Origin of the sequence: Pseudomonas alkylphenolica (assembly GCF_016009175.1) — a bacterium.
GTDB classification, from domain to species: Bacteria; Pseudomonadota; Gammaproteobacteria; order Pseudomonadales; family Pseudomonadaceae; genus Aquipseudomonas; species Aquipseudomonas alkylphenolica_B.
The window spans coordinates 1-22,643 of record NZ_JADUCM010000033.1; the positions used below are offsets into that span (position 1 = coordinate 1).

At 62.0% G+C, this 22,643-nt stretch carries 18 protein-coding genes; 14 read left to right on the plus strand and 4 right to left on the minus strand.

Features of this window, described 5'->3' with window-relative positions; genetic code table 11:
• A partial coding sequence (locus tag I5S59_RS21965; RefSeq protein WP_197878456.1) for a retention module-containing protein occupies positions 1-3,734 on the minus strand: 3,734 nt, incomplete at its 3' end.
• A 349-nt stretch (positions 3,735-4,083) separates the two neighbouring features.
• Here I5S59_RS21965 and I5S59_RS21970 point away from each other — a divergent pair.
• The 7 genes from I5S59_RS21970 to I5S59_RS22000 all read left to right on the plus strand — a co-directional run bounded on the left by I5S59_RS21970 (position 4,084) and on the right by I5S59_RS22000 (position 13,038).
• Complete coding sequence (locus I5S59_RS21970; RefSeq protein ID WP_197878457.1) at positions 4,084-5,421, plus strand: TolC family outer membrane protein; 1,338 nt, start codon at positions 4,084-4,086, stop codon at positions 5,419-5,421.
• 42 nt (positions 5,422-5,463) lie between these two features.
• On the plus strand, positions 5,464-7,620 hold the full coding sequence (locus I5S59_RS21975) for a type I secretion system permease/ATPase (RefSeq protein WP_197878458.1): 2,157 nt from the start codon (positions 5,464-5,466) through the stop codon (positions 7,618-7,620).
• A 7-nt stretch (positions 7,621-7,627) separates the two neighbouring features.
• Positions 7,628-8,983, plus strand: a complete 1,356-nt coding sequence (locus tag I5S59_RS21980) for an HlyD family type I secretion periplasmic adaptor subunit (RefSeq protein ID WP_197878459.1) — start codon at positions 7,628-7,630, stop codon at positions 8,981-8,983.
• Positions 8,984-9,348: 365 nt separating this feature from the next.
• Entirely contained in the window at positions 9,349-10,248 is a 900-nt protein-coding gene (locus I5S59_RS21985) for a TauD/TfdA dioxygenase family protein (RefSeq protein ID WP_197878460.1), read from the plus strand.
• Between the two features lie 20 nt (positions 10,249-10,268).
• Positions 10,269-11,288, plus strand: coding sequence for an ABC transporter substrate-binding protein (locus I5S59_RS21990; protein ID WP_197878461.1), 1,020 nt, complete (start codon positions 10,269-10,271; stop codon positions 11,286-11,288).
• A 5-nt stretch (positions 11,289-11,293) separates the two neighbouring features.
• Positions 11,294-12,157, plus strand: coding sequence for an ABC transporter ATP-binding protein (locus I5S59_RS21995; RefSeq protein WP_197878462.1), 864 nt, complete (start codon positions 11,294-11,296; stop codon positions 12,155-12,157).
• Positions 12,158-12,171: 14 nt separating this feature from the next.
• Positions 12,172-13,038, plus strand: coding sequence for an ABC transporter permease (locus I5S59_RS22000; protein WP_197878463.1), 867 nt, complete (start codon positions 12,172-12,174; stop codon positions 13,036-13,038).
• On the opposite strand, the gene I5S59_RS22005 is transcribed toward I5S59_RS22000, so the two are convergent.
• Positions 13,035-13,652 carry a WYL domain-containing protein gene (locus tag I5S59_RS22005; RefSeq protein WP_197878464.1) on the minus strand — a complete coding sequence of 206 codons (618 nt, stop codon included), beginning with the start codon at positions 13,650-13,652 and terminating at the stop codon, positions 13,035-13,037. The two genes, I5S59_RS22000 and I5S59_RS22005, sit on opposite strands and share 4 nt — an antisense overlap.
• 206 nt (positions 13,653-13,858) lie before the next feature.
• Here I5S59_RS22005 and I5S59_RS22010 point away from each other — a divergent pair, with 206 nt between their 5' ends.
• From I5S59_RS22010 to I5S59_RS22035, 6 genes are all read left to right on the plus strand, one after another.
• Complete coding sequence (locus tag I5S59_RS22010) at positions 13,859-14,677, plus strand: tetratricopeptide repeat protein (protein WP_197878465.1); 819 nt, start codon at positions 13,859-13,861, stop codon at positions 14,675-14,677.
• Between the two features lie 94 nt (positions 14,678-14,771).
• Positions 14,772-15,224, plus strand: a complete 453-nt coding sequence (locus I5S59_RS22015; protein ID WP_197878466.1) for a MarR family winged helix-turn-helix transcriptional regulator — start codon at positions 14,772-14,774, stop codon at positions 15,222-15,224.
• A complete protein-coding gene (locus I5S59_RS22020) occupies positions 15,221-17,311 on the plus strand; it encodes an FUSC family protein (RefSeq protein WP_197878467.1) in 2,091 nt (696 codons plus the stop codon). Before I5S59_RS22015 ends, I5S59_RS22020 begins: the two co-directional genes overlap by 4 nt.
• Positions 17,308-17,520: a DUF1656 domain-containing protein gene (locus I5S59_RS22025; RefSeq protein ID WP_128322933.1), complete on the plus strand. Its 213-nt coding sequence runs from the start codon at positions 17,308-17,310 to the stop codon at positions 17,518-17,520. The genes I5S59_RS22020 and I5S59_RS22025 overlap by 4 nt, the downstream gene beginning before the upstream one ends.
• On the plus strand, positions 17,517-18,392 hold the full coding sequence (locus I5S59_RS22030) for an HlyD family secretion protein (protein ID WP_197878468.1): 876 nt from the start codon (positions 17,517-17,519) through the stop codon (positions 18,390-18,392). Before I5S59_RS22025 ends, I5S59_RS22030 begins: the two co-directional genes overlap by 4 nt.
• Complete coding sequence (locus I5S59_RS22035) at positions 18,389-19,789, plus strand: efflux transporter outer membrane subunit (protein ID WP_197878469.1); 1,401 nt, start codon at positions 18,389-18,391, stop codon at positions 19,787-19,789. The genes I5S59_RS22030 and I5S59_RS22035 overlap by 4 nt, the downstream gene beginning before the upstream one ends.
• 127 nt (positions 19,790-19,916) lie before the next feature.
• Here I5S59_RS22035 and I5S59_RS22040 read toward each other — a convergent pair whose 3' ends face one another.
• Complete coding sequence (locus I5S59_RS22040) at positions 19,917-20,663, minus strand: slipin family protein (protein ID WP_197878470.1); 747 nt, start codon at positions 20,661-20,663, stop codon at positions 19,917-19,919.
• Positions 20,664-20,665: 2 nt separating this feature from the next.
• Entirely contained in the window at positions 20,666-22,051 is a 1,386-nt protein-coding gene (locus tag I5S59_RS22045; protein ID WP_197878471.1) for an NfeD family protein, read from the minus strand.
• A gap of 98 nt (positions 22,052-22,149) precedes the next feature.
• Here I5S59_RS22045 and I5S59_RS22050 point away from each other — a divergent pair, with 98 nt between their 5' ends.
• On the plus strand, positions 22,150-22,608 hold the full coding sequence (locus I5S59_RS22050) for an aminoacyl-tRNA deacylase (protein ID WP_197878472.1): 459 nt from the start codon (positions 22,150-22,152) through the stop codon (positions 22,606-22,608).
• Positions 22,609-22,643 lie beyond the last annotated feature (35 nt).

Below are 22,643 nucleotides of genomic sequence, written 5' to 3' on the forward strand. Positions count from 1 at the left end.
GTGCCGGTGGTTTCACCGTCGGCAATGGTGATCACACCTTTGTCGGTGGTGATCGTGGTCACGCCTTGGGAGGCATGGCTCAGGGTGGCGGTGAAGACGTACTGCGCCGAAGAGCCTTCGTTCTGTACCGAGCCGGACAGGCTGACGGTCGAGGCGGTTTCGGTGTCGACTACTTTAGCCGTCGCCGAACCGTCTTTGATTTCCAGCTTTTCAAAGCCAGGGCCGTTCACGCCGGTGATAGTGGCAACCAGTTCGGAGCCGTCTTTGTAGACGTCTTCGCCATTGGCAGCATCGATCTTCAGGGTGCCGGTGGTTTCGCCGTCGGCAATGGTGATCACACCCTTGTCGGTGGTGATCGTCGTCACGCCTTGGGAGGCGTGGCTTAACGTGGCGGTGAAGACGTATTGCGCCGATGGGCCTTCGTTCTGTACCGAGCCGGACAGGCTGACAGTCGAGGCGGTTTCAGTGTCGACTACTTTAGCCGTCGCCGAACCGTCTTTGACTTCGAGTTTCTCAAAGCCAGGTCCGTCTACACCAGTGATAGTGGCGACCAGCTCAGAGCCGTCTTTGTAGACGTCTTCGCCGTTGGCAGCATCGATCTTCAGGGTGCCGGTGGTTTCGCCGTCGGCAATGGTGATCACACCCTTGTCGGTGGTGATCGTGGTCACGCCTTGGGAGGCGTGGCTCAGCGTGGCGGTGAAGACGTACTGCGCCGTCGAACCTTCGTTCTGTACCGAGCCGGACAGGCTGACGGTGGAGGCAGTTTCGGTGTCCACGACCTTCGCGGTGGCGGAGCCACTGCCGTCTTTGACTTCCAGCTTTTCAAAGCCAGGGCCGTTCACGCCGGTGATAGTGGCAACCAGTTCGGAGCCGTCTTTGTAGACGTCTTCGCCGTTGGCAGCATCGATCTTCAGGGTGCCGGTGGTTTCACCGTCGGCAATGGTGATCACACCTTTGTCGGTGGTGATCGTGGTCACGCCTTGGGAGGCATGGCTCAGGGTGGCGGTGAAGACGTACTGCGCCGAAGAGCCTTCGTTCTGTACCGAGCCGGACAGGCTGACGGTCGAGGCGGTTTCGGTGTCGACTACTTTAGCCGTCGCCGAACCGTCTTTGATTTCCAGCTTTTCAAAGCCAGGGCCGTTCACGCCGGTGATAGTGGCAACCAGTTCGGAGCCGTCTTTGTAGACGTCTTCGCCATTGGCAGCATCGATCTTCAGGGTGCCGGTGGTTTCGCCGTCGGCAATGGTGATCACACCTTTGTCGGTGGTGATCGTCGTCACGCCTTGGGAGGCGTGGCTTACCGTGGCGGTGAAGACGTATTGCGCCGATGGGCCTTCGTTCTGTACCGAGCCGGACAGGCTGACAGTCGAGGCGGTTTCAGTGTCGACTACTTTAGCCGTCGCCGAACCGTCTTTGACTTCGAGTTTCTCAAAGCCAGGTCCGTCTACACCAGTGATAGTGGCGACCAGCTCAGAGCCGTCTTTGTAGACGTCTTCGCCGTTGGCAGCATCGATCTTCAGGGTGCCGGTGGTTTCGCCGTCGGCAATGGTGATCACACCCTTGTCGGTGGTGATCGTGGTCACGCCTTGGGAGGCGTGGCTCAGCGTGGCGGTGAAGACGTACTGCGCCGTCGAACCTTCGTTCTGTACCGAGCCGGACAGGCTGACGGTGGAGGCAGTTTCGGTGTCCACGACCTTCGCGGTGGCGGAGCCACTGCCGTCTTTGACTTCCAGCTTTTCAAAGCCAGGGCCGTTCACGCCGGTGATAGTGGCAACCAGTTCGGAGCCGTCTTTGTAGACATCTTCGCCGTTGGCAGCATCGATCTTCAGGGTGCCGGTGGTTTCACCGTCGGCAATGGTGATCACACCTTTGTCGGTGGTGATCGTCGTCACGCCTTGGGAGGCGTGGCTGAGGGTGGCGGTGAAGACGTATTGCGCCGTCGAGCCTTCACTCTGTACCGAGCCGGACAGGCTTACGGTCGAGGCAGTTTCGGTGTCCACGACCTTCGCGGTGGCGGAGCCACTGCCGTCTTTGACTTCCAGCTTTTCAAATCCAGGGCCGTCTACACCGGTGATAGTGGCGACCAGTTCGGAGCCGTCTTTGTAGACATCTTCGCCGTTGGCAGCATCGATCTTCAGAGTGCCGGTGGTTTCACCGTCGGCAATGGTGATCACACCTTTGTCGGTGGTGATCGTGGTCACGCCTTGGGAGGCATGGCTCAGCGTGGCGGTGAAGACGTACTGCGCCGAAGAGCCTTCGTTTTGTACCGAACCGGTCAGGCTCACAGTAGTGGTATCGACGGTGTCTTTTACTTCAGCAGTGGCAGAAGCGCCAGTCAGGTTGGTGGCTTCGTAGTTGCCGCCATTCACCCCAGTGACAGTTGCAGTCAGGGTGCTGCCATCTTTGTAGACGTCTTCACCGTTGGTGTTCGGAACAACCAAGGTGCCTTTACCGCTGGCATCAACATTCACGGTGTAAGTGGTTTCACCGACTATAACGGTGAGGGTGGTCGTGCCTTGTGGCGGGTTGCTCAGCTGGAAGTTGAAGGTGACGTTTGCATCGCCTTCTTTAGCTGGGTCAGCGGTCACCGCCACGGTTGTTGTGTCGATGGTATCTTTAACATCGGCCGTTGCAGTCGCGCCGGTCAGGTTGGTGGCTTCGTAGTTGCCGCCATTGACCCCAGTGACGGTTGCCGTCAGGGTGCTGCCATCTTGATAGGCGTCTTCGCCGTTGGTGTTCGGAACAACCAAGGTGCCTTTACCGCTGGCATCAACGTTCACGGTGTAAGTGGTTTCACCGACTTTAACGGTGAGGGTGGTCGTGCCTTGTGGCGGGTTGCTCAGCTGGAAGTTGAAGGTGACGTTTGCATCGCCTTCTTTAGCTGGGTTTGCCGTCACTGACACGGTAGTGGTGTCGATGGTGTCAGTGATTTGTGTCACGGCCGGAGTTGGGTCTGGATTGACGACCAAACCACCACCGTTGGTCCCGGTGATGGTTACAGAAATTTCGCCCGGATCGAGATACACCGTGTCATTCGGCGGGATGGTCACGCTGACGCTACCGGTGGTCTGCCCGGCACTGATGACAATGACCTGCCCGTTGGACAGCGTCACCGTCAGGTCAGTCAGAGGTGGTTGACCCAGTGTTGCGGTATAGGTGATCACGCCACCGGCTTCGGTAATCGAAGGCGTAGCCGTCAGGGTAAGCCCTGTTTCAGCATCAGGGGCCGTGGTCAAGGCAGTGTTGGCGGTAAGGTCGCCCAGCTCTTCGCGGTTGTCGGCGATGGCGAAGTCGATCGGGGCCGTCGGGAAACCAATGGTGGGGTCCACCGAGCCTGCGGTGGCATCGAGCATCACGAAACTGTGGCCACCACCAACGGCGCCACCCGATCCACCCGCGGACGGGCCGGCGGCCGTGGCTTCCAGTTCAGTCGTCGGGTCAGCACCAGCGGCGATGGCCTGCTGCAGCTCTTCAACCGACGGCGCGGCCTGGGCGGTGGCTGCCGTCAGGTCGGTACTGCTGTCGGGCGCATCGGCGCTCCATTGCGTATCGCGCCCCAGGTCCAGGGTGCGGCCGTCAGCCAGCTCCAGGGTCACGGCGCCTGCCAGGCCCGTCAGGACCTGATCGCCTGCAAACAGACGGTCGCCCTCGATGAGAACCCGGCGGGCCCCTTCCGGGGATACGGCGATAACTTGACCAACAATGCTTTTGACGATGGCAACAACACTGCTCATTGGACGCTCCGATCTACCCGATCTGTTTGGCTTCCATGCCCTGGCGGCGCTGAATTGCCGCTATTGATGGAATTTGAATGTTGGTTATGCAGACGCTTTTGGCGTCAATTTTATGTCAATAACAATTGGCTATTTAGTTTATGCCAAAGTATTGACCTTCTTCTTGCCATCCTAAACAATCAGCCCTGTAATGTCACATTGATATTTAAGCGGCTGCCAAGCTTCCTGCGTACGTCCTTGTACCTCTTCGCAAGTTCCCGACTTTACGTCTTCCCGGTTGCCATTTTCGGATGCAGCAACGGTCTTTTGCTGTGATTTGGGACATGGTGTCCCCAGGAAAAAAGTAAAAATGCGCGCTTCATTGTTCACTGTTATTCCTTTCGCCCTTGCAGCCAGTTTCGTACAAGCACAAAGCCTGCCCGAAGCGATGCAAAAAGCCCTCGATGTACACCCGGAGATCCAGGCCGGCGTCAACAGCCGCATCGCTGCCGACTATCAGCTGCGAGCCGCCAAGGGTGGCTACCTGCCGAAGGTCGATGTGCTGGCCGGCTATGGCCGCGAAGGAACCGACAGCCCGAGCACTGGCAACCGCTGGGAAACACTCAACCGTGGCGAGTCCAGCCTGCGCCTGCGGCAGATGGTGTTTGACGGTTTTGCCACTTCCAGCGAAGTGGGCCGCCAACAAGCCACCGTCAACGCCCGCGCCTATTCCTTGCTGGGCACCTCCGAGCGCACGGCCCTGACCGTTGCCCAGGTGTACCTGGATGTCCTGACCCGCCGGGAAATGGTGCGTCTGGCAGAAGACAACCTGCGCAGCCACGAACGCATTTACGACCAGATCAAGCTGCGCACCTCCCGTGGCGTGGGCCGCCTGGCCGACCTTGACCAGGCCGAAGCGCGCCTGGCCCAGGCCCGTAACAACCTGATCACCGAGCAGACCAACCTGGCGGATGCCAAGACCAACTACCTCAGCGTGGTCGGGCAAATGCCCGACGAGCTGAGCGCGCCTGCACCGTTTGTCGACCTGCTGCCGGCCAACCTCGACGAAGCCCGCCAGCAAATGGTCGAAAGCAGCCCGATCCTGCGCTCGGCAGAATCCGATATCGCAGCGGCCGAGAAGCAATATGACGCGGCGAAGTCTACTTTCTATCCACGATTCGATGCAGAACTCGGACGGACGGCAGATAACGATATCGATGGCCTGAACGGTCACAACAACGAATGGCAGGCTATGCTGCGTATGAGCTTCAACTTGTACTCCGGCGGCAGCAACAAGGCTGACCTGGAATCCAAGTCGTATCTGACCAATCAGGCGCTGGACATTCGTAACAATGCCTTGCGCCAGCTCAATGAAGAATTAGGCCTGGCATGGAATGCTCTGGAAAACGCCAACGCGCAATTGCCTATTGCCCAGCAATATGTCGACCACAGCAATAACGTACGTACCGCCTACCAGAAGCAGTTCAGCCTGGGCGAACGCACGTTGCTCGACTTGCTCGACAGCGAAAACGAACTCTTCACTGCACAGCGTCGTCTGACTGAAGTGAAGAACATTCAGCTGTTTACTCAGTACCGAATCAAGGCGACCATTGGCCAGCTGCTCAAAAGCCAGGGTGTTGTCGCACCGATGGCCACTGTTGTGCAGAACGATATGAAGCCCCGTGTGAGCCTGCCAGGCATGAACTGAGGCTCGCCTTAAACGCCAACCGCAAACATCAAGAGAAGCCGCGTGGAATCAGAAGTCAGTCGAGTCCAACTCAGCCATGATCCACGCAGCCAGCACGATGATCCGTTGCTGGACAGCCTGCTATCACTCTGTGTGCTGCACCAGAAGCCGGCCAGCCGGGCGATGTTGACCACCGGCCTGCCGTTGCCGGAACAACGCCTGACCCCCGAGCTGCTGCCACGCGCCGCAGCCCGTGCAGGCCTGCAGGGGCGCCTGTTGCAGCGCAAGCTGGAGCAGATCCCGGCCATCGCCATGCCGGCCATGCTGCTGCTCAAAGATGGCCGTAGCACGGTCCTGCTTGGTTGGGAAAATGACGATACCGCGCGACTGCTGCTCAGCGAGAGCGATGGTGGCGAAGTGCATGTCAGCCGCGAGGCCCTGCAGAGCGACTACAGCGGGCGCGTCTTCTTTGCGCAACCGCAGCACAAATTCGACGTCAATCACGGCAACCTCATCCCCCGCGCCCGCTCCTGGTTCCGCGACACACTCAAGCGCAGCCGCTGGCTGTATATCGACGCCATCGCCGCCAGCCTGGTGATCAACCTGATCGCCCTGGCCGCGCCGCTGTTCGTGATGAACGTGTACGACCGCGTGGTGCCCAACCAGGCCACCTCCACCCTGTGGGTGCTGGCTGTCGGGATCACCGGCGCCTATCTGTTCGACCTGATCCTCAAGGGCCTGCGCAGCCTGTGCCTGGACCTTGCCGGGAAGAAAACCGACCTGATCATTTCGGCCACGCTGTTCGAACGCATCGTTGGCATGTCGATGAAGTACCGGCCGGCGCGGGTCGGCAGCTTTGCCCAGAACATCCACGAGTTCCAGGGCCTGCGCGATTTCCTCGCCTCGCTGACCCTGACCAGCTTGATCGACTTGCCGTTCACCCTCCTGATTCTGCTGGTGATCGCCATCATCGGCGGCCACCTGGTGTGGATTCCGATCATTGCCTTCCCGTTGGCCCTGGGCATTGGCTATGCCTTGCAAAAACCGCTGGTCGCCACCCTGGAGCGGACCATGGCCCTGGCCTCCGAGCGCCAGTCGAGCCTGATCGAAACCCTCGCCGGGCTCGATGCGGTCAAGGTCAACAACGCCGAAAGCGAACGCCAGTACATGTGGGAGCAGACCATCGGCACCCTCAGCCGCCTGGAGCTGCGGGTCAAGGTGCTGTCGGGCCTGGCCATGAACATCACCCTGCTGATCCAGCAACTGGCCGGTGTCGCGTTGATTTGTGCCGGTGTGTACCAGATCATGGCCGGCAACCTCAGCATGGGCGGCCTGATTGCCTGCTACATGCTCAGTGGCCGCGCACTGGGCCCGCTGGCCCAACTGTCCGGGTTGCTGACCCGCTATCAGCAGGCGAAAGTCACCATGGTCTCCACCGACCAGATGATGGAGCTGCCACAAGAGCGCAACTTTGAGGAGCGGCCGCTGAGCCGTCAGGTGCTGCAGGGTGCCATCGAGTTCCGCAGCGTAGATTTCACCTACCCGAATCAGCAGAACCCTGCCCTCAAGGGCATTTCCCTGACCATTCGCCCCGGCGAGAAAATCGGCATCATCGGCCGTAGCGGCTCAGGTAAAAGCTCGCTGGCCAAGCTGATCGTCGGCCTGTACGAAGCCGATAGTGGCTCTTTGCTGGTCGATGGCGTGGACATCCGCCAGATCGACGTCAGCGAGCTGCGCCACAACATCGGTTACGTGCCGCAGGATATCCAGCTGCTGGCAGGTACGCTGCGCGACAACCTGGTCAGCGGCGCGCGCTATGTCGACGACGAAATGGTCCTGCAGGCCGCCGAGCTCAGCGGTGTGCACGAGTTTGCCCGTTTGCACCCGCAAGGCTACGAGCTGCAGGTGGGTGAGCGCGGCCAGAACCTTTCCGGCGGCCAGCGCCAGAACGTCGCCCTGGGCCGGGCACTCTTGCTCAACCCGCAGATCCTGTTGCTCGACGAACCCACCAGTTCCATGGACAACACCGGCGAAGAACGCCTCAAGCAACGCCTGCAAGCGGTCATCGAAAGCAAGACCGTGGTGCTGGTAACCCACCGGGCTTCGTTGTTGTCACTGGTCGACCGCTTGATCGTCGTTGACCGCGGGCAGATTGTTGCGGATGGCCCGAAAGCCGCTGTTATGGACGCGCTGAAAAAGGGGCAGATCAGTGTTGCTTAAGGTGGATATGGGCCAGATCAAAAACAGCCTGCGCAAGTATTTCAAAGGCTCGGAGTCGCTCAGCGGCCAGCCGCTGCCCGAGGTCAACAAGGCCCTGATCGAGGATGCACCGCGCATTGTGCGCCTGACCATCTGGGGCGTGATCGGCTTCTTCCTGTTCCTGGGGCTGTGGGCTAACTTCGCGATCATCGACGAAGTCACCCGCGGTGAAGGCAAGGCGATTCCATCGTCGAAACTGCAGAAGATCCAGAACCTGGAAGGCGGGATCGTTGCGCAGATCTACGCCAAAGAAGGCGAGATCGTCGAAGTGGGTGCGCCGTTGCTGCGTCTGGACGACACCCGTTTTGTGTCCAACGTCGGTGAAACCGAAGCCGATCGCCTGGCCATGGCCCTGCGCGTAGAGCGCCTGAGCGCCGAAGTCGAAGACCGGCCGCTGAAGGTCGACGAAGAGATCCGCAAGGCCGCGCCAAGCCAGGCCGCCAACGAAGAGTCCCTGTACCAGAGCCGTCGCCAACAGTTGCAGGACGAAATTGGCGGCCTGCAGGAGCAACTTGTGCAGCGCCAGCAAGAGCTGCGCGAATTCAGTTCCAAGCAGGGTCAATACCGCAACAGCCTGCAGCTGCTGCGTCAGGAAATTCAGATGTCCGAGCCGTTGGTGGCCCAGGGCGCCATCTCTCAGGTTGAAGTGCTGCGCCTCAAGCGTGCCGAAGTCGAGAACCGTGGCCAGCTGGATGCCACTTCGCTGGCAATTCCGCGCGCAGAATCGGCGATCAAGGAAGTGGAACGCAAGATCGACGAAACACGCGGAAAATTCCGCAGTGACGCCCTCACTCAGCTCAACGAAGCCCGCACCGACCTGAGCAAGGCGCAAGCCACCGGCAAAGCCCTGGACGACCGGGTCAGCCGGACCCTCGTTACCTCGCCGGTGCGCGGTATCGTCAAGCAGCTGCTGGTCAACACTGTCGGCGGGGTGATCCAGCCGGGCAGCGACCTGGTTGAAATCGTCCCGCTGGATGACACCCTGCTGGTCGAAGCGCGTGTCCGCCCGCAGGATATTGCCTTCCTGCACCCGGGCCAGGAGGCCATGGTCAAGTTCACTGCCTATGACTTCACCATTTACGGCGGCCTGAAAGCCAAGCTGGAACAGATCGGCGCCGACACCATCACCGACGAAGACAAGAACACCTTCTACGTGATCAAGCTGCGCACCGAGCGCAGCCACCTGGGCAGTGACGACAAGCCGCTGCTGATCATCCCGGGGATGGTCGCGTCGGTGGACATCATCACCGGCAAGAAAAGCGTGCTGAGCTACCTGCTCAAGCCGATCATCCGCGCCCGCGCCGAAGCATTGCGCGAGCGTTGAGCCGATCGTGGCGGTCCGCCGCCTGTAGGACATCGACGTAGGAGCTAGCGGGCGGCGTTCCGACTTGCCGGCGAACCCAGGCACCGCGGTGCCCCTGATGCACCGCGTCATCGTTTTTCGCGGGCAAGCCACGCGCCTACAGGTTGAGGTACACCGCCGACCTGTAGGAACGGATTTATCCGCGATGATTGCGACGATATGCTTATGCATTAAAGATATTTAAAATATATCTCTTATGACTTTATAGTCACTCCCCTGCGTACCTGCCGACCAATCGGCGCGCCGCACGACCGAACCAACACGGAACCCCGTGAGTTTCTGATCGATGCGCGCACCCTTGGGCGCGCTCTGCGTGGGAGTGAATCATGTCAGTGGCCTCTATCGCCTTGTCGTCCAACGACAGCGCACAGCAGCAAGCCTTCGAAATCCTGCCGTTCAGCGGCGCCGTTGGCGCCGAGATCATCGGCCTGGACCTGTCCTTACCCGTCAGCGCCGACGATTTTTCCCGAATCCACCGGGCACATCTCGAGCACCATGTCCTGGTTTTTCGCGACCAGCGCATCACCCCCGAGCAACAGATCGCCTTCAGCCGCCGTTTCGGCGTGCTGCAGATCCACGTGCTCAAACAGTTCCTGCTAACGGGCCACCCGGAAATCCTCATCGTTTCCAACATCGTCGAAAACGGCCAGAACATTGGCCTGGGCGATGCCGGCAAGTTCTGGCACTCGGACCTCTCCTATAAAGAACTGCCGAGCCTGGGGTCGATGCTGCATGCCCAGGAACTCCCCAGCGAAGGCGGCGACACTCTGTTCGCCGACATGCACAAAGCCTGGGACGGTTTGCCCGACGCCTTGCGCAAGGCCGTAGAAGGCCGCAACGCGGCGCACTCCTACACCGCCCGCTACAGCGAAACCAAATTCGAAGGCAACTGGCGCCCTACCCTGACCGCCGAGCAACTGGCCCAGGTTCAGGAAGTGGTCCACCCGGTTGTGCGTACCCACCCGGAAAACGGTCGCAAAGCCTTGTTCGTCAGCGAGGGGTTCACCACCCGCATCGTCGGCCTGCCGGACGACGAAAGCCGGCAGATCCTCACCGAGCTGTATGCCCACAGCGTGCTGGAGCAGAACATCTACCGCCACCAGTGGCAGCCCCACGACCTGGTGTTCTGGGACAACCGTTCGCTCATTCACCTGGCCGCAGGCTGCCCCGCACACCTGCGCCGCAAGCTGTACCGCACCACCATCCAGGGCGACGCCCCGTTCTGATACGAGTCAAGGAGTACAGCATGCACAAGTCAATCAGCCGCCTGGCGGCCAGTATCGGCCTGGGTGTCAGCCTGCTTGCCGGCAGCCTCGTCGCCCCGGCTACGGCCCAGGCCGAAGGTGAAATCCGCATCGCCGAACAGTTCGGCATTGTCTATTTATTGCTCAACGTGGTGCGTGACCAGAACCTGATCGAGAAACACGGCAAGGAACAGGGCATCGACATCAAGGTCGACTGGACCCAGCTTTCCGGCGGTGCCGCGATCAACGACGCGCTGTTGTCCGGCTCGATCGACATTGCCGGGGCCGGCGTCGGCCCCTTGCTGACCATCTGGGACCGCACCCAGGGCCGGCAGAACGTCAAGGCCGTCGCCTCACTGGGCAACTTCCCCTACTACCTGGTCAGCAACAACCCGAAGGTGAAGAGCATCGCCGACTTCACCGAGAAAGACCGCATCGCCCTGCCAGCCGTGGGTGTCTCGGTGCAGTCGCGCTTTCTCCAGTACGCAGCGGCCAAGCAATGGGGCGACAAGGAATACGCCCGCCTGGACAAGTACACCCTCGCCGTACCACACCCTGACGCCACCGCCGCCCTGTTGGCTGGCGGCACTGAGCTGAACGCGCACTTCTCCAACCCGCCGTTCCAGGACCAGGTGCTGGCCAACAAGGACGTGCACGTGGTGCTCAACACCTACGACCTGCTCGGCCCAAACTCACCAACGGTGCTGTTCGCCACCGAAAAATTCCGCAACGACAACCCCAAGACCTACAAAGCCTTCGTTGATGCCCTGGCCGAAGCCGCCGACTTTGCCCAGAACGACAAGGCCGCAGCAGCCGACACCTACATTCGCGTGACCAAGGCCAAGATCGATCGCGACGCCCTGCTCAAGATCATCGACAACCCGCAGTACGAATTCAGCGTGACACCGAAAAACACCTACCCGCTGGCCGAGTTCCTGTACCGCGTGGGGGCGATCAAGCACAAACCCGAATCCTGGAAAGACTACTTCTTCCAGGACGAAAAGCCGCTGCAAGGGAGCTGAACCGGATGAACACCCCATTGCAAGGCCACACGGCCAGCAAGTTGAGCAGCGTCGCCACGCCACCGCTGCTGCAGGTGGATAACGTCAGCCTGGAATACCGCACCGCGCAACGCGTGGTGCGTGCCACGCACCAGGTCAACTTCGAAGTGGACAAGGCCGACCGCTTTGTTCTGCTCGGCCCCTCCGGCTGCGGAAAATCGACCCTGCTCAAGGCGGTCGCAGGCTTCATCGAACCGCAGGAAGGTCAGATCCGCCTGCAGGGCCAGGCGGTGCACGGCCCGGGGCCAGACCGCATCGTGGTGTTCCAGGAGTTCGACCAACTGCCACCGTGGAAAACCGTTAAACAGAACGTAATGTTCCCGTTGCTGGCTTCCGGCACGCTCAAGCGCAAAGAGGCTGAAGCACGGGCATTGCACTACCTGGAGAAAGTCGGCCTGGGCGGGTTTGCCGATGCTTACCCGCATACCTTGTCGGGCGGCATGAAAGCCCGGGTCGCCATTGCCCGCGCCCTGGCCATGCAGCCGAAAGTCCTGTTGATGGACGAGCCCTTCGCCGCCCTCGACGCCCTGACCCGACGCAAAATGCAGGAGGAATTGCTCCTGCTATGGGAAGAGGTGCGCTTCACCCTGCTGTTCGTCACCCACTCGATTGAAGAGGCCTTGGTGGTAGGCAATCGCATCCTCCTGCTGTCGCCGCATCCGGGGCGGGTGCGCGCCGAAATCCACAGCCACCAGTACGACCTGCAGAGCCTTGGCGCCAGCGACTTCCAGGCCTCGGCGCGACGCATTCATCGCCTCTTGTTCGACGATGACGCTCAGGTCGAGCATGACCCGACGCTGGGTTTCGCCGATATTCGTATTGCCTACTGACCGGGAGTTTTGCCATGACCACCTCCACGACACCGCGTCAGGAGTACGAAATTGTTCTTGAGCCGCTGCTCAGCGTGCCCGTCGAGCGCGCACTGCCACTTGGCCAGCGCTTGTGGCAGCAGGGCTGGCTGCGCAAAGGACTGATACTGGTGTTGCTGGCACTGGCCTGGGAAGCCGTCGCCCGCTACCAGGGCAACGACCTGCTCTTGCCCAGTTTCCTGCAGACGGCGGCAGCGCTGTATGACGGTTTGCTCAGCGGTGAGTTGCCGGCCAAGGTCGGTGTCTCGCTGGTGGTGCTGCTCAAGGGCTATCTGCTCGGTATCGTCCTGGCCTTCGGCCTGACCAGCCTGGCCGTATCGACCCAGTTCGGCCGCGATCTGCTGAGCACGCTCACCTCAATGTTCAACCCCTTGCCGGCCATCGCCCTGCTACCGCTGGCCTTGCTCTGGTTCGGCCTGGGCGACAACAGCCTGATTTTTGTCCTGGTGCATTCGGTGCTCTGGGCCTTGGCGCTGAACACCTATGCCGGCTTTCTCGGCGTGTCGGAAACCTTGCGTATGGCCGGGCGAAACTACGGCCTGCGAGGCCTGCGCCTGGTGCTGCATATCCTGATCCCGGCCGCACTGCCGTCGATTCTCTCCGGCCTGAAGATCGGCTGGGCCTTTGCCTGGCGCACGCTGATTGCCGCCGAACTGGTGTTCGGCGCTACCAGCGGCAAGGGTGGCCTGGGCTGGTACATCTTCCAGAACCGCAACGAGTTGTACACCGACAAAGTCTTTGCCGGGCTGGCAGTGGTGATTCTGATCGGCCTGCTGGTAGAGAGCCTGGTGTTCAACAGCCTGGAGCGCATCACCGTGCGCCGCTGGGGCATGCAGCGCTAGTCGCTGTACTGCGCCGCCGCATTGCTCAGGGTGTCGGCGATCTGCTGGCGCAAGGCCAAAGGTTGCTCGACGATCAGGCTGTCGCCCTGGCTCAGCAGCCACCAGCGCAACTGCCAGCTGTTGCTGACCACGGCACGCAATCGCTGGCCACGCTCAAGCTGGGTGAACTGCATGTCTGCCGCAAGCGGCGCGTCACGCACCTGACGCGCCAGGTTGTCACTTATCCACAGCTGCAACTCGATCCTGTCGGTCTCAACCGGCTGCAGGGCTTCGCTGAGCAGGCACGCCTGAAGGTCGACGTCACGCAGACCGTCAGCGGCATTGTCCGGCGTGCGTAGCTGGCGAAAGCGCTGCACCGCCTGCTGACGCATGTCGCCGTAGGCGGTTGCCGCCCAGTGCCAGCCGTAGGGAATGCTCTTGTCATTGCGTTCCAGCGGAAAGATCAACGACAGCTCGTTGAGGTCGCGTTCGATACTGCGCTTGCTGATGGAGAAACCTGCATCTTGCAACCGGGCAACCATTTCAGCACTGGTAATCCCGGGAGAGCGGCTGGGTAACTGGCGCAGCAGTTCCCATTGACGGCTGAGGGTGGCGCGGGTGGTAGCAGAGGGCAAAAGGCGGCGTCCTTGTCTAGGCTTGCGGTTGTAGCATGGTCCTAGTGGAAAGATATGGCAATTGGCCATTTATCTGTCAACTCAAGGATGAAGCAATTGATTTGCCTCAACCCAACCGTTCGCGACAGGTTTTGTCGTGACGCTGCGCAGAATCACGCCTCATTACACCCGCCTTCTGTACGGCGGGCGGTTCAATGAGGATGAACATGTCAGCTGCCAGCAACATCTACCCCCTGCTCGAGCGTCTACTGCCCGAGCGTGTCATTCCTGTGCCCGGTCGCACGGGTCAGCTGGAGCGGTTGTATGCCGGCGTGGGCATGCCCAGCCAGCGGGCGGCGCTGGGTGAGAGCTTTGTGCTGATCAGCCGTCTGGAAGAAACCACCGACCTCCAAGCGCTGTACGCCGACCTGCGCGCGCAGGCCCTCGACGGCAGCGTCACGGCACTCAACGATCTGGGCTGGATCTGGCTCAATGGCAAATACTGGCGGGCCGATCCGACCCTGGCCAGCCACCTGTTGCGCATGGCTGCGCTGCAAGGCAGTGCCGCCGCCTGGTTCAACCTGGGCCAGCAGTATTATTTCGGCAAAGGTGTGGACGTCTCCTACGCCAGCGCGAGCGAGAACTACCAGCAAGCCTTCGAGCGCGGCCTGGACCAGGCGGCTGCGGCACTGGGCGACCTGTATGAAGAAGAAATCTGCGACAGCGACGTGCAGGAATGGACCGTCGACCTGCAACTGGCCTATCGCTGGTTCCTGCGTGGCGCTCAGCGCGGTGAAGCGCGCTGCCGGTTTGAAGTGGGTTACCGGCTGCTGTACGGGCAAAACGTCACCGCCGATGAGAAGGCCGGTGTGTACTGGCTGGAACTGGCTGCCGTGGCAGGTGTGGTGCAGGCCGCCGAAGAGCTGGCGGTGCACTTCAGCACGTGTCAAAACGCATTGCGCTACCTGTTCTGGCGCGACCAGGCCATTGCCATGGGCAGTACCCTGGCGCTGACCATGAAGCTCGACGATCAACTACAGTCCTGAGGGTGCCTCCTGTCCTGCCTGCTTGACGGCGGAGGTGTCGATCGAAGAAAATTGATAGTTAGCAAACTATGAATATAGCGATGATTCCTCCCTCATGACTCTCGACGCCCTGCAAATGAACGTCAGCAGCGCAATGGTGGTGGCCGGCCGACACTGGCGGCGCATCTGCCAGGCGGCCGTGGCCGGCTACGGTATTTCCGAAGCCTGCGCCATGCCGTTGCTGATGATCGAACGCCTGGGCGACGGTGTGCATCAGGTGGCAGTCGCCCCGGCCGCCGGCCTGGAAAGCCCCTCGCTGGTGCGTCTGCTTGATCAACTTTGCCACGCAGGCTTTGTGTGCCGCACCGAAGACCCTGTGGACCGCCGCGCCAAAGCCCTGAGCCTGACCGCCAGTGGCCGTGCACTGGCCGAAGCCATCGAGGCTGAACTGGTGCGCCTGCGCCGCGAGGTGCTACACAACATCGACGAAGCCGACCTGCTGGCCACCCTGCGTGTGCTACGTGCCTTCGAGGCTGCCACGCAAGGCACGGCGAGCGTGCCATCGTGAAGGGCTTTTTCAGCACCCTGCCCCCGGCACGCGACTGGTTCTACGGCGTGCGCACCTTCGCGGCCTCGATGATTGCCCTGTACATCGCCCTGCAACTGCAACTGCCACGCCCCTACTGGGCGATGGCCACGGTCTACATCGTCTCCAGCCCGTTTGTCGGCCCCACCAGCTCCAAAGCCCTGTATCGCGCCTTGGGCACACTGCTCGGCGCGGCCGGCGCGGTGTTCATGGTGCCGCTGCTGGTGCAGGCGCCCGTGTTGCTGACGGTGGCGATTGCCTTGTGGACAGGCACTTTGCTTTATCTTTCGCTGCACCTGCGCACCGCCAACAGCTATGCCCTGATGCTGGCCGGCTACACCTTGCCGATGATTGCCCTGCCGGTGGTCGACAACCCGCTGATGGTGTTCGACGTCGCCTCCTCCCGGGCTCAGGAAATCTGCCTGGGTATCGTCTGTGCCGCGGTGGTCGGGGCCATTTTCTGGCCGCGCCGCCTGACCCCGGTGCTGGTCGGCGCCACCGGCAACTGGTTCAACGAAGCCATGCGCTACAGCGACAACTTTCTCGCCCGCCAGGCGACGGCGGAAAACGTCGGCCCATCGCGAGCGGCGATGGTCGCCACGTTCAACTCGCTGGAAACCATGATCGGCCAGTTGTCCCACGAAGGCGCACGCCCGCAGACGGTAAAAAATGCCCGCGAACTGCGTGGCCGCATGATCCACCTGCTGCCAGTAGTTGACGGCCTGGATGATGCCTTGCTGGCCCTCGAAGCCCGCGCACCGGAACAGGCCAACCTGCTCAAACCCCTGCTCGAACATGCCCGCGACTGGCTGAAAGGTACCGCCACCGATGCCTCGCCCAGCCGCTGGTCAACCCTGCGCGCCGAGCTTGAGCACCTGCAACCCAGCGCCGCGGCCCTGGACGAACGCGCCTCGCTGCTGCTGTCCAATGCCCTGTACCGACTGGCCGAATGGGTCGACCTGTGGCAAGACTGCTGCAGCCTGCAGCACGCAATCAAAAACGAAGACCAGTCGCCCTGGCGAGCGGTGTACCGCCACTGGCGCCTGGGCCGGCTGACGCCGTTCTTCGACCGCGGCTTGATGCTCTATTCGGTGTTCTCCACCGTCACCGCCATCATTGCCGCGACGACCCTGTGGATTCTCCTGGGCTGGAACGATGGCGCCAGCGCGGTGATTCTCGCCGCCGTGGCCTGCAGCTTCTTCGCCGCCATGGACGACCCGGCACCACAGATCTACCGGTTCTTCTTCTGGACCGCAGTGTCGGTGGTGTTCGCCAGCCTCTACCTGTTCCTGGTGCTGCCTAACCTGCACGACTTCCCGATGCTGGTGCTGGCCTTCGCCGTGCCGTTCATTTGCGTCGGCACGCTAACCGTCCAGCCGCAGTTTTACCTCGGCACCTTGCTGACCATCGTCAACACCGCCTCGTTCATCAGCATCCAGGGTGCCTACGACGCCAACTTCTTCACCTTCATCAACGCCAACCTTGCCGGGCCCGTGGGGCTGCTGTTCGCCTTTATCTGGACCCTGGTGATGCGCCCCTTCGGCGTCGAGCTGGCCGCAAAACGCCTGACCCGCTTCAGCTGGCGCGACATCGTCAGCATGACCCAACCGGCGACCCTGGCCGAGCACCGCCGCCTCGGTGTGCAGATGCTGGACCGGCTGATGCAACACCTGCCACGCCTGACCCAGACCGGCCAGGACACCGGTACCGCACTGCGCGATCTGCGCGCCGGCCTGTGCCTGCTCGACCTGCTGGCCTACATGCCGAGGGTCGGCGCCGAGCCGCGGCAGTTGCTCGAACGTGTGGTGGCGGAAGTCGGGGAGCATTTTCAGGCCTGCCTGGATGCCCACCAGCGCCTGCACGCGCCACAGGCGTTGTTGCAAAACATGGAGCGCGCGCGACGCGCCTTGAACCTTGAAGACCTGGCCGGCAATGCCGAGGCCCGTGTCCAGCTGCTGCACGCCTTGAGCGGATTGCGCCTGGCGCTGTTGCCGGGTGTGGAAGTGGTGCTCGACCCCTCCCATGACCAGCCGCAACTGCCTTATGGCATCGATGGAGCCCCCTTGTGATTGGTGAACTGGATATCAGCGGGGTATTTCTGCCGACGCTGCTGGTGATGATGGTGCTCACCTACCTGCTGTTTCTCGGGGTGCATGCCGTGCTCACCCGACTTCATTTCTACCGCCTGGTCTGGCACCGGGCGCTGTTCAACGTTGCGCTCTACGCCGTGCTGCTTGGCACCGTCGACCACTTTTGCCGAAGCCTGATGCTGCCATGAAAAAACCTTTGTTGACCCTGGGCCGCGTGGTCCTGACCCTGCTGGTAGTGACGCTGGCGACCGTACTGGTCTGGCAGATGGTCCTCTACTACATGTACGCGCCCTGGACCCGTGACGGCCACATCCGCGCCGATGTGATCCAGATCGCCCCGGACGTGTCCGGGCTGGTTCAGGAGGTGTCGGTACGCGACAACCAGGTGGTCAAGCGCGGTGACGTGCTGTTCACCATCGACCAGGACCGCTTCCGCCTGGCCCTGCGCCACGCCCAGGCCACCCAGGCCGAACGCAAGGAAACCCTGGCTCAGGCCCAGCGGGAAGCACGACGCAACCGCGGGCTGGGTAACCTGGTTGCCCAGGAACAGCTGGAAGAGAGCCAGTCGCGCGAAGCTCGGGCGCAGTCGGCGCTGGCCGAAGCCCAGGTGGCGGTGGACGCCGCCCAGCTCAACCTGGACCGCTCGGTGGTACGCAGCCCGGTCGATGGCTACCTCAACGACCGCGCCCCCCGCGCCCATGAGTTCGTCAGCGCCGGCAAGCCGGTGCTCTCTGTGGTCGACAGCAACTCCTACCACGTCGATGGCTACTTCGAAGAAACCAAGCTGGGTGGTATCCATATCGGCCAGGCCGTGGACATTCGCGTACTTGGCGACAACACCCGCCTGCGAGGCCGCGTGCAGAGCATTTCCGCAGGCATTGAAGACCGCGACCGGGTCAGCGGCGCCAACCTGCTGCCCAACGTCAACCCGGCCTTCAGCTGGGTACGCCTGGCCCAGCGCATTCCGGTGCGCATCGCCTTCGATGAAGTGCCGCAGGACTTTCGCATGATCGCCGGGCGCACCGCGACCGTGTCGATCATCGAGGACAGCAAGCCATGAAACGCCTGTCGTTATTCGGTGTGAGCCTGCTGCTTTCGGCGTGCCAGATGGTCGGTCCGGATTACCAGTTGCCCAAGGACGCGGCCATCCAGCGCAGCGACCTGCAAGGTGAACTGCGCCAGGACGCCGATAGCGTGGTCTCGGCGCCCGTTCCGCAAAACTGGTGGCACCTGTATCACGATCAACGCCTCAACAGCCTGATCAGCCAGGCCCTGGATGCCAACACCGAGTTGCGTATAGCGGCCGCCAATATCGCCCGTGCCCGTGCCCAGGTCGAAGAAGCCGAGGCCCGTGGTGGTTTCAACGCCGGGGTGAAACTGGGCGCCCAGCGCTTGCAGGAGTCTGGCGAGGCGTTTCTGTTGCCGGAAAAAGTGCCGGTGGCAAACATTGGCGAAGCGATCATCAGTGCGTCGTACCAGTTCGACCTGTGGGGCACCCTCAAGCGTGGGGTGGAGGCGGCCAAGGCCAATGCCGATGCGACCCAGGCCGCTGCCGATACCGCGCGTATCACCGTGGTCGCCGATGTGGTGCGGGCCTACACCCAGGTGTGCGCGGCCAACGAGGAGTACCACATCGCCCGTGAGTCCCTCGACCTGCAAGAGCAGAGCGTGACCCTGACCCAGCGCCTGCGTGACGCAGGCCGTGGCGACGAAACCCAGGTAACCCGCTCGCAAACCCAGTTCAAATCGTTGCGTGCAGAACTGCCGCGTTATCAGGCCGCCCGTGAAGCGGGCCTGTATACCTTGTCGATGTTGCTGGCCAAGCCGGTGGCGCAGTTGCCTGCCGGCACCGCCGAGTGTGCCGAGTTGCCGCATATCGCCCAGGTATTGCCCGTGGGTGATGGTGCCGCCCTGCTCAAGCGCCGCCCGGACATCCGCCAGGCCGAACGCAGCCTGGCAGCGGCCACGGCCACCATTGGCGTGGCGACCGGCCAGCTGTACCCGGACATCAGCATTGGCGCCCAGGTGGGCACCATCGGCATCCTCGACAACCTCGGCGAGCCGTCGACCAACCGTTGGGGCTTTGGCCCGGCGCTGACCTGGAACGTGCCGACCAATGGCACACGCGCGCGTATTCGCGAAGCCGAGGCTTCGACCCAGGCGGCGCTGGCGCACTTTGACGGTGTGGTGCTCAATGCCATCCGCGAAACCCAGACCAGCCTGGCGCAATACAGTGCCCTGCTCGACCGCCGCGATGCCCTGGCAGACGCCGAACGTTCGGCAAAAGAAGCGGCAGACCAGACTCACCGTTACTTCCAGGCCGGACGCGAGTCGTTCCTGGCGGACCTGCAGGCGACACGCACCTACACCGACATGCGCGCGCAGCTGGCGATGGCCAATACCCAGGTGGCGATGGGGCAGATCGGCTTGTTTCTGGCGTTGGGTGGCGGTTGGTAGAGACCGTTTTCACTGTAGGAGCCAGGCTTGCCGGCGAACCAGGCACTGCGGTGCCCCAGATGCACCGCGTCATCGTTTTTCGCGGGCAAGCCACGCGCCTACAGGCCCCGCGTGCTCTGCGTCGGCTTCACTTATCCACAAACCCTTTGAGCATCTCGATCGGCAACGGGAAAACAATCGTCGACGACTTGTCGCCGGCAATCGAGCCCAGGGTCTGCATGTAGCGCAGTTGCATGGCGCCCGGCTGGCGCCCGAGCATTTCCGCAGCCTGCATCAGTTTCTCCGAGGCCTGCAGCTCGCCTTCGGCATGGATCACTTTGGCCCGCCGCTCACGCTCGGCTTCGGCCTGGCGGGCAATGGCGCGGATCATCGATTCGTTGAGGTCGACATGCTTGATCTCGACGTTGGCCACCTTGATACCCCAGGCATCGGTCTGCGCATCCAGCACCTGGCGAATATCCAGGTTCAGGCGTTCGCGTTCGGCCAGCAATTCGTCCAGCTCATGCTTGCCCAACACTGCACGCAGGGTGGTCTGCGCCAGCTGGCTGGTGGCCATGAGAAAGTCCTCGACCTGAATGATCGCCTTTTGCGGGTCGAGCACGCGAAAGTACAGCACGGCGTTGACCTTGACCGAGACGTTGTCGCGGGTAATCACGTCCTGCGGCGGGACATCGAGCACCACGGTACGCAAGTCGACCCGGACCATCTGCTGCACACCCGGAATCAGCAACACCAGACCCGGCCCTTTGACCCGCCAGAAGCGCCCGAGCTGGAACACTACGCCCCGCTCGTATTCGCGCAAGATGCGAAACGCTGACAGCAACAGCAGTGCGCCAAACGCCAGCAACGCACCGATACCCAGTTCGAAGAACATGTTCAGTCTCCTTGCGCCGCTGCGTCGGCAGCGGCGCTAACGTCCAGAAGTACGCCCTTGCGTGAGATCACCCGGACGTGTTGCCCCACCTGCAGCGGTGTCTGGCTTTGCGCCTGCCACTGCTCACCCTGGGCCTGCACAGAGCCCAGGTACGGATCGCTGTCATTGACCGCCATGACCACCGCAAGGCCGCCGACCAGGCCAGCGTCGCCACTGACCAGCGCCCGCTGTCGGGCCTTTATCGCCATGCCCAGCACTCCGCCGAGCAGCAACGCCGAAAACAGCGCCAGAAACAGGATCAGCGCCAACGGAATACCGAAGCCCGGCACATCGGTGTCCATCAGGATCACCGCACCCACCACAAACGCGACGATGCCGCCAAAGCCGACCACGCCGAAACTGGGCATGAACGCCTCGGCGATCATGAATGCCACGCCGAGCAGGATCAGCCCGGCGCCGGCATAACTCACCGGCAACAACTGCAAGGCGTACAACGCCAGCAACAGGCAGATGCCGCCAATTACCCCGCCCACCCCGGAGCCGGGGCTCATGAATTCGAACATCAGCCCATAGACGCCAATCATGATCAGGATCAGCGCCACACTGGGGTTGGTGATCACCGCCAGCAGACGCGTGCGCCAGTCGGGCTGGCGCTCGATCACCGGGGCTGCGTCGGTGTGCAATTGCACGGTTTTGCCGCTGACCTCAAGGGACTTGCCATTGAGCTGGCGTAGCAAGTCGGGCAGATCGTTGGCCACCAGGTCGACCACCTTCAAACGCTGGGCTTCGCTGGCGGGCAGGCTGACCGCTTCGCGCACGGCCTGCTCGGCCCACTCGGCATTGCGCCCGCGCATCTGCGCCAGGCTACGGATATAGGCGGCGGCATCATTGACCTGTTTGCGGGTCAAGGTGTCCTGCTCGCTCGGTGCCGCTTGCTGGTCGCCCGGCGGTGCAGCCGGCGGCGAGGCGGGGTCTTTTGGCGTACCCGGCAGGCCGCCGAGCTGCACCGGCGTAGCAGCGCCAAGGTTGGTGCCCGGAGCCATCGCCGCGATGTGGCTGGCGTAAAGGATGTAGGTGCCGGCGCTGGCCGCCCGGGCACCACCGGGGGCAACGAAACTGGCTACGGGCACCGGGCTGGCCAGAATCGCCTTGATGATCTCGCGCATCGAGCTGTCCAGCCCGCCGGGGGTGTCGAGGCGAATCACCACCAGTTGGGCCTGCTCGGTTGCAGCCTGGTGCAGGCCGCGAATCAGATAATCGGCACTGGCCGGACCGATCGCGTCGTTGATACTCAACACCAGCACCGATTGACCGGGCGCCGCCTGGCCGCCAGACAGCGTGCCAAGCAAGATCAGCAGTAGCAGGTGCCGACACCAACGAGCGATCACCTGAATTCACCCGGTTTGTGCGTGTCCAATAAGTTTAGCTGCCCATGGCAGCACGGCCTAAACTTCAGAAATGGGGGCGCTGTATCCGGAGGTGCATCATGCGTATGGCAAAGACCCTGCAGCAATGCCTGGACAAGGCCGGCTGCGACTACGACATCGTTCCTCACGCGCACTCGGCAACCAGCCTTGAGTCGGCACGCATGGCTGGCGTACCTGCAGAGCGCGTGGCCAAGTCGGTCATGCTCGATGACCGTCACGGCAACTACCTGATGGCCGTGCTACCGGCCAACCGTCACCTCGACCTGAGCAAGGTACAAGCCACCGGTCAGTGGCACATGACCTCGGAAAGTAACCTGCCACACTTGTTTGGCGATTGTGAGCGAGGTGCCATTCCGGCGTTGGGCGATGCCTATTCGATCAGGATGCTGGTCGACCCGACGCTAACCCGCCAGGGTGATGTCTATGTAGAGGCGGGCGATCACGATCACTTGATCCACATGAACATGACGCAGTACCTGAAACTGGTGCCAAACGCCGAAGTGCGTGAGGTTTGCTAATGATCAACCCACTGCCAGGCTGGCGTCGTGGACGA